The 14,437-nt window shown below is 67.2% G+C and carries 11 protein-coding genes; 5 read left to right on the top strand and 6 right to left on the bottom strand.

Annotated elements, in window-relative coordinates; genetic code table 11:
• Positions 1–1,286: 1,286 nt before the first annotated feature.
• A complete protein-coding gene (locus O3656_RS05690) occupies positions 1,287–1,970 on the bottom strand; it encodes a superoxide dismutase (RefSeq protein WP_500063021.1) in 684 nt (227 codons plus the stop codon).
• 163 nt (positions 1,971–2,133) lie between these two features.
• Complete coding sequence (locus tag O3656_RS05685) at positions 2,134–3,102, bottom strand: DUF808 domain-containing protein (RefSeq protein WP_500063020.1); 969 nt, start codon at positions 3,100–3,102, stop codon at positions 2,134–2,136.
• A 77-nt stretch (positions 3,103–3,179) separates the two neighbouring features.
• Here O3656_RS05685 and O3656_RS05680 point away from each other — a divergent pair, with 77 nt between their 5' ends.
• Positions 3,180–4,871, top strand: coding sequence for a methyltransferase (locus O3656_RS05680; protein WP_500063019.1), 1,692 nt, complete (start codon positions 3,180–3,182; stop codon positions 4,869–4,871).
• Between the two features lie 108 nt (positions 4,872–4,979).
• Here the strand turns inward: O3656_RS05680 and O3656_RS05675 are convergent, their stop codons facing one another.
• The 4 genes from O3656_RS05675 to O3656_RS05660 all read right to left on the bottom strand — a co-directional run bounded on the left by O3656_RS05675 (position 4,980) and on the right by O3656_RS05660 (position 7,583).
• On the bottom strand, positions 4,980–5,246 hold the full coding sequence (locus O3656_RS05675) for a Txe/YoeB family addiction module toxin (RefSeq protein ID WP_009053938.1): 267 nt from the start codon (positions 5,244–5,246) through the stop codon (positions 4,980–4,982).
• Between the two features lie 2 nt (positions 5,247–5,248).
• On the bottom strand, positions 5,249–5,512 hold the full coding sequence (locus O3656_RS05670) for a type II toxin-antitoxin system Phd/YefM family antitoxin (RefSeq protein WP_500063018.1): 264 nt from the start codon (positions 5,510–5,512) through the stop codon (positions 5,249–5,251).
• Between the two features lie 464 nt (positions 5,513–5,976).
• On the bottom strand, positions 5,977–6,402 hold the full coding sequence (locus tag O3656_RS05665) for a YjdF family protein (RefSeq protein ID WP_500063017.1): 426 nt from the start codon (positions 6,400–6,402) through the stop codon (positions 5,977–5,979).
• Positions 6,403–6,557: 155 nt separating this feature from the next.
• A complete protein-coding gene (locus tag O3656_RS05660) occupies positions 6,558–7,583 on the bottom strand; it encodes a DUF1266 domain-containing protein (RefSeq protein WP_500063016.1) in 1,026 nt (341 codons plus the stop codon).
• Between the two features lie 313 nt (positions 7,584–7,896).
• Here O3656_RS05660 and topA point away from each other — a divergent pair, with 313 nt between their 5' ends.
• The 4 genes from topA to O3656_RS05640 are packed head-to-tail and all read left to right on the top strand — an operon-like array spanning position 7,897 to position 14,332.
• Entirely contained in the window at positions 7,897–10,641 is a 2,745-nt protein-coding gene (gene topA, locus O3656_RS05655; RefSeq protein ID WP_500063015.1) for a type I DNA topoisomerase, read from the top strand.
• The gene (gene tmk, locus O3656_RS05650; protein ID WP_500063014.1) at positions 10,641–11,489 is read left to right on the top strand and encodes a dTMP kinase; all 849 of its coding nucleotides are present in this window, start codon (positions 10,641–10,643) and stop codon (positions 11,487–11,489) included. The genes topA and tmk overlap by 1 nt, the downstream gene beginning before the upstream one ends.
• A complete protein-coding gene (locus O3656_RS05645; RefSeq protein WP_500063013.1) occupies positions 11,486–12,679 on the top strand; it encodes a DNA polymerase III subunit delta' in 1,194 nt (397 codons plus the stop codon). Before tmk ends, O3656_RS05645 begins: the two co-directional genes overlap by 4 nt.
• 36 nt (positions 12,680–12,715) lie before the next feature.
• Positions 12,716–14,332, top strand: coding sequence for an alpha/beta hydrolase (locus O3656_RS05640; RefSeq protein ID WP_500063012.1), 1,617 nt, complete (start codon positions 12,716–12,718; stop codon positions 14,330–14,332).
• Positions 14,333–14,437: the final 105 nt, after the last annotated feature.

The following is a 14,437-nucleotide window of genomic DNA, read 5'->3' as shown; positions in this document are numbered from 1 at the left end:
GTTGCTGTGTGGCTGTGTGGCCCCACGGGTGTTCCGGGCGCCTTGCCGGGCAGGGTTGCCCTGTGTGCCCTGCCGGGCCGGGCTGCTTGATGTGCCCGTGGGCGGCGGCCCGCCCGCGAGCCGTCCGCGCCGCGAGCTTCGCTCGGCGCGTCGCCTCGAAGCCCGGCCAGGCCCCGCCGCCACCCACGGGCACCGCAGTGCGGCCCCTCTGTCATCCAGCAATTTCGCATGCAATTCCCCTGAGTGTATTTCAAATGTTGAAATCTAATCGTTGATATTCTGCGGTTTTTGAGCGTGCATCGATTCGTGTCGTGGGGGAATTGCATGCGAAATTTGTTTGGGGCTGGGTTATGCCGCCGCCCACGGGCACCGCAGCCAGGCCCTCGGGACCCCCACTCCCCCGCGCCCTCCACACCTGCGGGGCCCGGTCGCTGATGGGTAGTGCACTGGAAGGCCTACGTCTGCGCGCGCGAAATAGTTCGCCCTGCGTCGCTGTTAGATCGTGAAAGCGTGAAAAAGTTCGCCCTGTGCGCTCAAATTGGCCCAAATTCAGCGTTTTTGCGCTTGCTGGGCGAGTTTTTTCGCGGAAGAGCCGGTGGAGGGGTGGTGTCGGGCGAACTTTTTCGCGCCGACCGATGCTGCGCCCAGGTCTTGTAGCGATATGGCGCACTTCAGGTTGGTGGCGGTGGGGGTTTTGCACTACACGAAGCCTTCTCGCGGCGTGTCGCCGGCGTGTCGAACCCCCGTGTAGTGCAATTCCCCCCGATTGGTGACGGCGAGGCCGCGGTTTGCGGTGGTGTGGCCGCCAAAGTGCAGCCCCATTGGGTGAAAAACGGCGAAAAAGTCCTGTTTTTGCTGAATGGGTCTGCGTTTTGGCAGATTCGGTGTCTGTCGTGGCGTGTTGGTCGCACGTGAACACGCTATTGCGAGCGGTAACCCGCTCTGTCGCACGCAAACCCGATATGTGGAGTGTGGGCGGGACTGCCCAGGCGCGTATTAGCGGGTCCACGTGTGGATTAGAGGGCCCACGTGCGAGTCGTCAGGCCCACGTGCGAATGAGCGACCGGCAAGTGGTTAAGTCGCTGTGGCGTCGCAGAGTTGGGAACGCTGCTGCCGTGGAGTACGTGTGCGCCGATGTGCCAGAGCTTTCGCCAGGAACAGGAATACGACAGAGGCGGGACCCCGAAGGATCCCGCCTCTCGTTGCGTGTGGCGGACGGACAGCACGCCCCGAACCTCAGCCCGCAGAAAGCAGGCCGAAACGCGGTCGCGTCAGGCGCGCAGCGTTCAGTTCTTCCACCAGCCCTTGACGGTGTCGATGGTCTGCGTGCCCAGGTCGGACAGTGCGGAGTGGGCGTTGACCAGGCCGGAGGACAGGCGGGCGGCCTGGAAGCGGGAGGCGACGTTCTCCCAGTTCACGAGGTTCCACCAGGCCTTGACATAGTCGGCCTTGACGTTGAGGTAATCCAGGTAGAAGGCGTGCTCCCACATGTCGATCATGAGCAGCGGCACGGTCGCGACCGGGATGTTGCCCTGCTGGTCGGTCATCTGGTAGGTCACGAGGCGCTTGCCGACGGTGTCCCACGCGAGGACGGCCCAGCCGGAGCCCTGCAGGCCCAGAGCGGCGGCGGCGAACTGAGCCTGGAAGGACTCGAAGGAGCCGAAGAACTCGTCGATGGCGGCGCCGAGCTCGCCCTCGGGGCGCGAGGCTCCCTCGCCGGTCATGTTGGTCCAGAAGATGGAGTGGTTGGTGTGGCCGCCGAGGTTGAAGGCCAGGTTCTTCTCCCACAGGTTGATGGCGGCGAAGTCGCCGGCCTCGCGGGCGGCGGCCAGCTTCTCGAGGGCGGCGTTCGCGCCGGCCACGTAGTTGGCGTGGTGCTTGTCGTGGTGCAGCTCCATGATGCGCCCGGAGATGTGGGGCTCGAGAGCGGAGTAGTCGTAGGGCAGGTCGGGCAGGGTGTAGACGGTCATGATGCTCCTTCGGGGCGTCGTGCGCGATTTGCTGATGACACTAGCGTAGTCCTTTAGTCCCATATTGCGAAGGGGTTGTGTGTCATCTTTCGCGCAGTGCGATCAACGACGAGGCCGGGGCTCGGTCACCCGACCATGCCCCGGCCTCGTGAAACGAAAGAAATCAGGCCTTGGCGCGCAAGCGGCGCACGAGCGCGGAAGCCCCGGTGACGATCCACGCGATAACGGCACCCAGGATGACGCCGAAGATGCCGGACAGGAGGGTTTCGACCAGCCAGGTCACGAAGCCGCCGGCCGATGCGACCGCGTGCTCGGCGGCCTCGAGGATGTGGTGGAAGACGGGCACACCGACCTCGGCGAGGTTCGCGATGACCAGGTGGCCGCCGACCCACAGCATGGCGACCGTGCCGACGATACCGATGACGCTGAAGATGTGCGGCATGACGCGCACGATCGTGCGGCCGACGTTGTCGACGGGGCCGGGGCGGTTGTCCTTGGGGTCCAGCGCGCCGCGAGCCAGACGCGCCCCGAAATCGTCGGCCTTCACGAGCAGCGCGACGAGGCCGTACACGAAGAACGTCATGAAGAACGCGACCGCGATGAGGACGGCGACGCGCATGATGCCGGTCTCGTTGGACAGGCCGGCCATGGACACGAGCATGATCTCGGCGCTGAGGATCAGGTCGGTGCGGGTCGCGGAGGCGACGATGCTCTTCTCGAGTTCCTCGGCGGAGGCTGCCCCGCTCTCCTCGTGCTCCTCGTGGTGGCCGGGCAGCCAGCCGAGTTTCTCGAGGACCTTCTCGCCGCCCTCGAAGCACAGGTACGCGCCGCCCACGACCAGCAGGAACGGGAGAAACTGCGGGGCCAGCCAGGTGAGCAGGAGCGCGATCGGCAGGATGATGAACAGCTTGTTGATGAGGGAGCCGCGCGCGATCTTGCCGATGATGGGCAGCTCGCGCGCCGGGCTCAGGCCCGACACGTACTGGGGCGTCACCGCGGTGTCGTCGATGACGACGCCCACCGCCTTCGAGGAGGCCTTGACGGCGTTCGCCGCGACATCGTCGATCGACGAGGCCGTGACCTTCGCGAGGGTCGCGATATCGTCGAGCAGTGCGACAAGTCCACCGGACATGGGTTTTCCTCCTATGGGCCTCGCATGGGGGCCTCGTGTCGTTACGCGCATTGTACGTGCGGGGATAGTCTAGAGTCATGACGACTTCCGCACCCGTCCCCGCCCTCGATCGTGACCTCATCGCGCGCCTGCGCTTCGACGTTATCGCGGCAAGCTGGACCACTGACACCCTTGAGACGCTGCTCAGTGACGGCGCCCTGTCCGCCCTCATGCGCGACTCGCGCCTGCCCGCCCTCGTCGAGCTCGCGGGCGTCACCGACCCGGCGGCTACCCTCACGCGCTTCTTCGTCCTCGGCCAGCCAGAGCGCGCCTCGGCCCTGGACGCGGCCCTGCTGACGCTGGGCGCATGCGGGCTGGGGTCCCTCGGCCTTGCGGCCACCATCGACGAGGCCGAGGCCGCCTCCGCGCTCGTCATGCCCCGTGCGGGCGGTGCGCCCAAGCGTGAACCCAAGGAGGAGTGTGAGGAGGCCTTGTCCCCGCAGGCCTCAAGCCTGCCGACGATGCGTAACCCCGACGAGGAATCGCCCGAACCCGAGGTCGAGGCGGACCCGTGGATGCGCGCCCTCTTCGACCTGCGACCCCACGCGGCCTCGCTGCCGGGCGGCGACCACGAGTGGTGGGTGGTCTCGGACCTGGGGGAGGTGCAGACCGGCAAGCCGCTGGCCGACGACCACGTGCTCGGCATCGGCGGCGCGACCCTGACCCTGCTGGAGATGACGGTGCGCGAGCAGGTTGATTCGGCCCTCGATGTGGGTTGCGGCTGCGGCATCCAGGCCCTCTACCTGGCCACGCACGCGGGCCGCGTGGTGGCGACCGACCTGTCGGCGCGCGCGTGCGCGATCACCCAGTTCAACGCGGCCCTCAACGAGACGACGATCGACGTGCGCGAGGGCTCCCTGTTTGAGCCCGTCGAGGGTGAGACTTTCGACCTGATCGTCACGAATCCGCCCTTCGTGATCACGCCGGATTCGGTGCGCGGCGCGGCCGGGCTGCTCGAGTACCGCGATGGCGGCATGGACCGTGACAACCTGATCCGCGCGGTCCTGCGCGGTGCGCCCGCGTGCATGAACGAGGGCGGCACCCTGCAGATGCTCGCCAACTGGGAGATCCCCGAGAGCCGCAACCCGGATACTCAGTGGTCGTGGCGCGTGGATTCGTGGTGTGATGGCCTGCCGGTGGACGCGTGGGTCGTCCAGCGCGATGTCCTCGATCCTGCCCGTTACGTGGACATGTGGATTCGCGACTCGGGCGGCCAGCTCATGGACCGCGCCGACTACGAGCGGGCCTTCACCTCGTGGCTGGCCGACTTCCGCCGCGCGGGCACGGGTGCGATCGGCATGGGTTTTGTGGCGCTGCGCAAGCTCGACGAGGCCGAGGCCGCCTCGGGCGGTAAGCGCGCCTACGACCTGTCCCTCGATGGGCACGCCCCGCGCGGGCGCGACGTCGCGTGGGCGCTGGCCTCGCTGCGTGCCCCGGAGCTGTGGGACACCGCGCTGAGGCGCGCCTCGGACGTGCGCGAGGAGCGCCACTACGTGCCGGGCAGCCCCGACCCGGAGCTGATCATCATGCATCAGGGTGGGGGACTGGGCCGTTCTGTGCCGGTGTCGTCGGCTGTGTCGGCGGTGGTCGGCGCTTCGGACGGTGAGCTGACGGTCGGCCAGATCGCGGCGGCGGTCGCGATGCTCACGTCCGTTGAAGCCGATGATGTGCGCGCCGAGGTCGAGGCACCCCTGCGCGACCTGATCCGCTGGGGATTCCTGACGTACTGAGCGTTGTTGTGTGCGTGGGCGCCGCGGCTGCAGGGGCAGCCGCGGCGCTTGGCGTCAGGGTGTTGTTTCTCGTCTGTTGGGGTGGAATCAGCCCGGTCCTCGTGAATGCTACTGGCCGTAGTGGAAGCGGCAGGAGATGATCCAGAGGGCTTTGCCATCGTCGCTGATCTGGTAGATCAGGCGGTGCCGTGAGTCGATCCGGCGCGACCAGTACCCCGAGAACTCGTAGCGAAGAGGCTCAGGCTTGCCGATCCCCTCGTTCCCGTTGCGCTGGATGTCCTTGATGAGAGCGTTGATGCGCTTGAGGGTCTTGCGATCCTCGAACTGCCACCAGACGTAGTCGTTCCAGGCTTCCTCGTCCCATGTGATGTGCATGATCAGTCCTCGTCGAGCTCGATGAGGTCGTGGACGACGCCCTCGCCAGCGCGGTGACGCGCGATCGAATCGCGCAGGTGGCGGGCGTTCGCGGGGGACTGCATGAGGTAGACGGTCTCCATGAGGGACTCGTACTCGTCGAGGGCGATAATGACGACGCTTTCGTGACCCTGTCGGGTGATGACGATTTCCTCGCGGTCGTTGACGACCTGGTCGAGGACCTCGGCGTAGCGTGCGCGCGACTCGGTGTAGGTCATGGTCTTCATGGGTGCTCCTCTGCTCGCCTATGTACAGAACATTGTACATGAGGTGAGGGTGTGTGTCTCCAGCCGGATGGCGATGCGCGGGGGTAACGCCTCCGTGCGGGGCCAGGTACTGCGGAACTGCTGGCGCGGGGCCTGCTACTGCGGTGGCCTGCATCGTCGCGCCCTTCATCTGGGAAGGAGCAGGCTGCGCGTTCTGGATAGGAAAAGCCGATCTGGATAGGAAGCGCTGATCTGGATAGGTTATTTTCCTATCCGCAACGTCATAACCTATCCAGTTCGTGGTTTCCTATCCACTTCGTGGCCGCCCGTGTACGCGCGCAAACCCGATCATGCGCACGTGGGCCCGATGATGTGTACGTGGGCCCTTTCACCCGCACGTGGGCCTGATGATGTGCGCGTGGGCAGCGCCGCCCACGCGCAGGTTATGCGGTTTACGTGCGTGTCGAGGGGTTAATGCGCAGTCCTTAGTGGCCGCGGTGGCGAGCTTTCGCTTTCAGGCGGGCGAGTTGGCGTTTCTCTTCAGCTTTCTGGCATTTCTTTTGCCTGGTCATGGAAGCTCGTTCTTGTGCCGTGCGTTCGCGTTCTGCTTGAATCGCTGCCTGTGATGCAGTAGAAGGAAGCGCACGGCGAGCGAGGCGGGACGCTTGGCGCTGTGCGCGCTTGGGGTTGTGGTGCGGCGCCCGGCGTTGGGGCATATCGGAAGCCCAAGCGGCCTCGTCGAGGCGGGATAAGAGCGCATTTGCGTGAGCAAGAAGGAACTCGTAGAACTCCGCGTCTGAGGGCTGCGCGCCGAACACGATCCGAACGGCGCGAACACGATCGGCCTCGTGGCGCTCAATGACACCGACCCAGAACTGGCCATCGAAATATAGTGTGGATTCCGTCTTCATTACTCGTCTCCAGGTACACCACGGTGGACCCGATGACGCTGGATTCTGCTCGACGCAGCGACGGATGCGAGGCATCGCCCAGACTTCCTACTGGACTGTGCGGTTCGCGTATCAGGACTGACGACTCATTATACGTCCCGTGTTCCAGGGTGTTGCTACTGGACGATCGGCTTGCCGCCGATGGACATGGGGGCGCGAGTGCGCGTGTGCGCGTCCAGGTCCTGCTCCCACGCCGATGCGTAGTGCCACGCCGAAGGCTGCAGCAGTCGCAACGCACCCATGTCGGCGAGCGCATCGAGCAGCAGGAAACGGGTCGTCGGGTAGGGGGCATCCCACGGGATCGTCGTCCACAGGCCCGACGCGCCGAGGAGGAACTCGCCTCGGTTACGGTCATGCAGGTCGTTGGCCGCGGTCTGAACGTCGCCCTCGGCGGCCCACAGCCAGCGGGTCGTGCGGAAGGCCTCCCAGGCCTCGTCCCACGAGGAGTACGAGTGCTGCAGCGCGCGGTTGATGAGAGCGAACGTGTCCCAGGCCTCGTCCTCGCTGAGCCAGCCGAGGCCCGCGCCCGCGCGCGTCAGGTTCGCTGCGCGCAGGAAATCCCACGCGGCAAAATCCAGGGTCTGAATGCCGCGGTCGTTGTCCAGGAAACGGCGGATGCGCCAGCGACTCTCCCAGTCCTCCATCGACGAGTCGGCAGTCTTGTTCAGGCGGGCGATCTCGGACTCGGCCCACGACTTCTTCTGGCAGCGCTCCCGCAGCGACGCGAAACCCTCGCGTTGCCCCGCGCGCAGGAGCGAATACAGCTGGCGGATCAGGCCCTCGCGGTCCGTGATCCCCCAGTCGTGCTCCATCATGGTTTTCGTGGCCTCCGGGGCCGACAGCGCCAGCTCGTTCACCGGGTCGCCGTTACACAGCGCGTACACCATGGACGGGGCAAGCAGGCGCGCCCGAGGCTCGGTCGCCATGTCCTCGCGTTTGCCGTGGATTGTCGGGGTGTGGTGCTCGTTGAGCTTGTTCCAGTCCTTCTCCTTGCCGGCCTTGCGCACGTCACGCGGCGCGGGAACGGCGCCCTTCGCGCGCGCGGCCGCCTGCTTGACGTAGTGATTCAGCAGGAGCACGACGACGCACCCGATGGCGAACCACACGGGGAAGGGGATACCGGACAGGACACTTGCGATCACGCCACCGATTCTGCCCGATGAAGTGCCCGTCACACAAACGATGGGTGTCGCGGGGACGCGGGACGAGGCCGGGGCTTCCCCCTATGTATAGGTATCCCCGGGTGCACCATCCGGTGCCTCGCCCGGGCGCGCCCGCGCGCGAGAATCCGCCACTGCCTCGTGAATGTCAAACCCGGGCGGCGTGAGACGCGCGGAAGCGACACCGGTACCCAGATGTGGGTGGGACGCGGTAAGGTCCATCCCAGATGCCTCGCCAGGTGAACCGCGGACGAGGGTGCTACAAATACTGGGGAAGCGACGGAAGGGACCGGCAATGTCAGCGACGAAGCTCGTGATCGTGGAGTCTCCTGCGAAGGCAGCCACCATCGAGGGATACCTGGGTCCCGACTACCACGTGACCGCCTCAATCGGCCACATCCGCGACCTCCCGCAGCCCTCCGAGCTGCCCAAGGACATGAAGAAGGGGCCGTTCGGCCGTTTCGCCGTTAACGTGGATGATGGCTTTAAGCCCTACTACGTGGTGAACCCGGATAAGAAGAAAAAGGTCACCGAACTTAAGAAGCTCCTCAAGGAGTCCGACGAACTCTATCTGGCAACTGATGAGGACCGCGAGGGTGAGGCCATCGCGTGGCACCTCCTGCAGGTCCTGAAGCCGAAGGTTCCCGTGCGCCGCATGGTCTTCCACGAAATCACGAAGGAAGCGATCCAGCGCGCCCTGGAGAACACGCGCGACCTGGACACCGACCTCGTGGACGCGCAGGAGACCCGCCGCATCCTCGACCGCCTCTACGGCTACGAGGTGTCGCCTCTCCTGTGGCGCAAGATCCGCCCCTCCCTGTCGGCAGGCCGCGTGCAGTCGGTGGCCACGCGCCTCGTGGTCGCCAAGGAGCGCGACCGCATGGCGCACGTGAGCGCCCAGTACTGGTCGATCGACACGGCTTTCACGTCGGCGGGCCAGGCCTTCGGCGCGCGCGTGTCCTCCGTGGACGGCCACGCCATCGCGACCGGCTCGGACTTTTCCGAGAAGGGTGAGCTGAGCGCGAAGGCCGCCAAGGCCGGCGTCCTCCACCTCGACGAGGCCACAGCCCACGCCTACGCGCAGGCTCTGTCGGATGCCCCGGCCTCGGTCATCGACTCGGTGACCCGCAAGCCCTACCGCCGCCGCCCGGCCGCCCCCTTCACGACGTCCACCCTCCAGCAGGAGGCGTCGCGCAAACTGCACTGGAACGCCTCCTCGACGATGCGCACCGCCCAGTCCCTCTACGAGTCCGGTTACATCACCTACATGCGTACCGACTCCACCGCGCTGTCCAGCCAGGCGATCCACGCCGCCCGCGAGCAGGCCACCCAGCTCTACGGGGCCGAGGCCGTCGCCGACTCCCCGCGCCTGTACGGCACCACGTCGAAGGGCGCGCAGGAGGCGCACGAGGCGATCCGTCCCGCGGGTGATCATTTCCGTACGCCGGGCGAGGTGGCCGGTTCCCTGTCGAAGCAGCAGCTGGCCCTGTACGACCTGATCTGGAAGCGCACGGTCGCCTCGCAGATGGCCGACGCCCTCGGCTACACGGCGACGATCCGCGTGCTCACCGGCATTGAGGTCGACGGTGCGCGCCACGACGTGCTGTCCTCGGCCTCGGGCACGGTTATCACCTCCCCGGGCTTCCGCCTGGCCTACCAGGAGGGTCGCGACCAGGGCCGTTACGACGCGGAAAAGAACGACGCGGAGAAGACCCTGCCCGACGTCGCCGAGGGTGATCCCGCGACCCTGACCGAGGCCACCCCCGACGGCCACGAGACCCAGCCTCCGGGCCGCTACACGGAGGCAACGCTGGTCAAGACCATGGAGGAGCTCGGCATCGGCCGTCCCTCCACCTACGCGGCCACCATCCAGACGATCGGGGACCGCGGGTACGTGACGCACCGCGGCCAGTACCTGGTGCCCACGTGGCTGGCGTTCTCCGTGACGCGCCTGCTCGAGGAGAACCTGGCGAACCTGGTCGACTACGACTTCACGGCCTCGATGGAGGGCGACCTGGACCGTATTGCTGCGGGCGAGGAGAACGGCACGGAGTTCCTGTCCGGCTTCTTCTTCGGCCCCGACGGCACGGGTGAGAATGGCGGCCTGCGCCACGACGTCGCCTCCCTGGGTGACGACATTGATGCGCGCGCCGTCAACTCGATCGACCTGGGGCGCGGCGTGACGCTGCGCGTGGGCCGCTACGGCCCCTACATGGAAAAGACCGACGGGACGCGCGCGAACGTGCCGCCGGAGGTCGCTCCCGACGAGCTGACGGATGAGCTGATCGATCAGCTCTTCTCCCGCGCCGCCGACGACGGCCGCGAGCTGGGCATCGACCCCGCGACCGGCCACACGATCATCGTCAAGGATGGTCGCTACGGCCCCTACGTCACCGAGGTCCTGCCCGAGGAGACCGAGGGCACCGAGGAGGGCGCGAAGAAGACGAAGAAGGCTGCCGCCAAGCCTCGTACCGCCTCGCTGTTCAAGACCATGGACATCTCCACGGTCACCCTCGAGGATGCGCTGAATCTGCTGTCCCTGCCGCGCGAGGTGGGCACGGACCCGGCCTCGGGCGAGGTCATCACTGCGCAGAACGGCCGCTACGGCCCCTACCTGAAGAAGGGCACGGACTCGCGCACGCTGGCCTCGGAGGATCAGCTGCTGACCATCACCCTGGACGAGGCCCTGGCCATCTACGCTCAGCCCAAGACGCGCGGCCGTGGCACGGCCCGCCCGCCGCTGCGCGAGTTCGGCGAGGACCCGATCTCGGGCAAGAAGGTCACCGTCAAGGACGGCCGCTTTGGCCCCTACGTGACGGACGGCGAGACCAACGTGACGGTGCCGCGCGCCGAGACGGTCGAGGACCTGACGGCCGAGCGCGCCTACGAGCTGTTGGCGGACAAGCGCGCCAAGGGCCCCGCCCCCAAGCGCACGCGTAAGACGGCCACGAAGAAGACCACGACCAAGAAGACCGCTGCCAAGAAGACGACGGCGAAGAAGACGGCCACCAAGAAGGCCGCGACGAAGAAGGACAGCTGATGGCAGCGCGAGGAGTGTTCATCACCTTCGAAGGTGGCGACGGCTCGGGGAAGTCCACGCAGATCCAGTCGGTGCGCGACTGGTTTGAGAGCCGTGGCCGCGAGGTCGTCGTCACCCGCGAGCCGGGCGGCACCGAGTTGGGCACGGAGATCCGTCGCCTCGTGCAAAACGGCCCCGAAGACGTCGACGCGCGCACGGAGGCCCTCCTGTACGCGGCTGACCGCGCCTATCACGTCGCCACGGTCATTGCCCCCGCCCTCGAACGCGGCGCGGTCGTGCTGGGGGATCGCTACATTGACTCCTCCCTGGCCTACCAGGGCGCGGCCCGCTCCCTCGGCGTGGACGAGATCGCCTCGCTGAGCGCATGGGCGACCCGCGGCCTCTACCCGTCCCTGACCTTCCTCCTGGACCTGCCCCCGGAGGTCGGCGCGCGCCGACGTACCGACGCCCCGGACCGCATGGAGCGCGAGTCCATGGACTTCCACGAACGCGTGCGCCACGAGTACCTGCGCCTCGCGGACGCCGAGCCCGACCGCTTCGTCGTCATCGACGCGGTGGGCACGGTCGACGAGGTCTTCTCCGAGATCCGCGGCGTCCTCGTCGAGCGCTTCGAGGGCGGGGTCGTCACCATCGACGAGGCCTCCGACTCCGTTCCCGCGCCCGCTCAGGACACCCCGGCCTCGTCCTCATCTGAGGTACCCGCTGCGTCTGAAGCATCCGCAGCACCTGAGACTGATCGTGACTCTGAGAAGCCGCGTCAGAAGAACGCGGACAAGGGCAGCGCCCGCAAGCCCGCCACCATGGTGGGAGCCCTGGGCGAATCCCAGGGCGCGCTCTGGGATGAATGATGAGCGTCTGGTCCTCGCTGGTCGGACAGGAAGCGGCGGTCGCTAAGCTCTCCGAGGCCGCGGCCTCCGCTCGCGCGATCGTCGCCTCCCGCGGTGGCGCGCACGCCTCCGACGACGCCCGTTCCATGAGCCACGCGTGGCTTATCACCGGCCCTCCCGGCTCGGGTCGCTCCGTCGCTGCGCGCGCCTTCGCGGCAGCCCTGCAGTGCACGGGGGAGACCGTGGGATGCGGCCAGTGCGCCGGATGCCGCACGACGATGGGCCGCACCAACGCCGACGTCGTCTTCGCGGCCACCGAGACCTCGATCATCAACGTGGAGACCGCGCGTTCCCTCGTGCTGCAGGCGCAGTCCTCGCCCTCCCAGGGGCTGTGGCGCGTCATCGTCGTCGAGGACGCGGACCGCCTCGGCGAGTCCGGCGCGAACGCCCTGCTCAAGGCCATCGAGGAGCCGCCCGAACACACCGTGTGGCTCCTGTGCGCCCCCAGCCCCGAGGACATGATCGCCACGATCCGCTCGCGCTGCCGCCACCTCGGCCTGCGTATCCCCACCGCGGCCGCCGTCGCCGACCTGCTCGTGCGCGAGGGCGTCGCCACCCCTGAGGTAGCCCTCGAGGCCGCGCGCGCCGCCCAGTCGCACATCGGCCTGGCGCGCGCGCTCGCCCGCGACCCCCAGATGCGTGAACGCCGCCGCGCCATTATCACCGCCCCCGCGTCCGTGCGCAGCGTCGGCGAGGCCGTCATGGCCGCCGACCGCCTCCTCGAGACCGCGAAAGCCCAAGCCGACGCCCAAGTCAGCGAACGCAACGCCCGCGAAAAGGCGGAGCTGCTGCGCCAGCTCGGCATGGACGAAGGCGAGAGCGCCACCAAGGCCTCGCGCACGATGATCCGCCAGCTCGAGGAGGACCAGAAGCGCCGCTCCAAGCGCGCCCTCACCGACGCGATCGACCGCGCGCTCATCGACCTGCTCGCGATCTACCGCGACGTCCTCATGATCCAGGTGGGTGGGGACGGCGAACTCATCAACACCGACCTCGCCGACCTGGTGGGCCAGATTGCCCGCGATTCCACGCCCCGCCAGACCCTCGCGCGCGTCGACCACATCGAAACCGCTCGCAAGCGCCTCGTGTCGAACGGAAACCCCCTGCTGGTCCTCGAAGACATGGCGATTTCGTTGCGCCCCCAGGCGTGAAAACTGACCCGGCGTTTCTCCGTTACAATCGTGGCCATGAAGACTCGCTCCATCGCGGCCGGCGCCGTCGCAATCCTCGCCGTCGTCGCGATCGTCCTGACCGTCATCGGCTACTACGGAACCCAGCGCAAGGGTCCGGTACCCCAGACGACGGCCACCTCCTCGGCCGCACCCATCCCGGTTCAGTCGGGCTCCACCCAGTCCTACTACGAGCAGGCGATCGAATGGGGAGCGTGCGCGGAGGGAACCTTCGACTCCTTCCAGGGCGTCGACTCCTCCGACGCGAGCGAGTACCAGTGCGCGTTCCTTAAGGCGCCGCTCGACTGGTCGAACCCCGACGGCGACCAGATCACGCTCGCGCTGGCCATCCACCGCTCCGGCGTGGAGAATGCGCCCGCCCTCTTCATCAACCCGGGCGGCCCCGGCGGCGCCGTCGTCTCCTCGCTGCCCTACTATGCGGCCCAGGGAATCGGCGAGGCCGTCGTCAAGGCCTACGACATCGTGGCCCTCGACCCCCGAGGCGTCGGCGACTCGACCCCCGTCTTCTGCATGACCGACACGGAGAAAGACGAGCGTAACGCCGGCGAAGACGAAGACATCGACACCGGCGACGAATCCCCCCAGTCCGCGGTCGCCGAAGTGCAGAAGGACTCACGAGAGGTCGCGGCGGGATGCCGCGAACACTCGGGCAGCCTGTTTGAGCACATCGACACCGTCAGCGCAGCCCGCGACTTCGACATGGTGCGCGCCGTCCTCGGGCAGGACACCCTGAACCTGCTCGGCTACTCCTACGGTACCTTCCTCGGCGCCACCTACGCCGGGCTCTTCCCTCAGCGCGTCGGCCGCTTCGTGCTTGATGGCGCCCTCGACCCGACCCTCAGCGTCAACGAGGTCACGGCCCTGCAGATGCGCGGCCTCGACGCCTCGCTCCAGCACTGGATCTCCGACTGTGCGACCCAGGCCTCGTGCCCGATGGGCCGCAGCCTCGACGAGGGAATCCAGACCGTGCGCTCGTTCCTCGACTCTCTCGAGGACAGCCCGATGCGCACGAACGACCCGGCGCGCCCGCTCACCGAAAATCTGGCCGTCACCGCGCTGACTGGGGCCATGTACAACACCCAGTGGTGGCCGCAGCTCACGCAGGCGTTTGGAATGGCGTGGCAGAAGGGCGACGGTAGCGGCCTGCTCGCCATCGCCGACACTCTCAACTCGCGTAACCCTGACGGTACCTACCAGGACAACTCCACGGACGCGATCAACGCGATCAACAACCTGGACTACTCTCCCGAAGGAAACATCGAGCAGTGGGCCGCCCAGGTGGAGACGCTCAAGAACGAACTGCCGATCCTCGGCAAGTATGTGGGCTACCCGTCGGCCGCCCTTGAGGCCTGGCCGACCAAGCACGCCAAGCGCTCTCGCATCACCGCTCAGGGTGCTGCTCCCATCGTCGTCATCGGCACCACCCACGACCCGGCGACGCCTTACTCCATGGCGCAGGGCCTGTCCGGGCAGCTCGCCAGCGGCGTCCTCGTTTCCGTCGAAGGATGGAACCACACCGCGTACCGCCGCGGCGCCAACCAGTGCGTCGTCCGCGCCGTCGAGGACTACTTCGTGAAGGGGACCGTGCCCGCCGACGGCCTCATGTGCCAGTAGGGACGTGACTCACGACATCCCCTTGTTGGGTGTCCTGGTTTGCGCTCGGCGCGATTTGTCCAGTAGAGTTGTGCCGTTGCCTGCACGCCCCGGAAACGGTGGAAC

The sequence above is a fragment of the Pauljensenia sp. 27098_8_83 genome (assembly GCF_041432695.1).
Classification (GTDB): Bacteria; Actinomycetota; Actinomycetes; order Actinomycetales; family Actinomycetaceae; genus Pauljensenia.
This window is presented reverse-complemented; position numbering and strand designations above follow the sequence as displayed.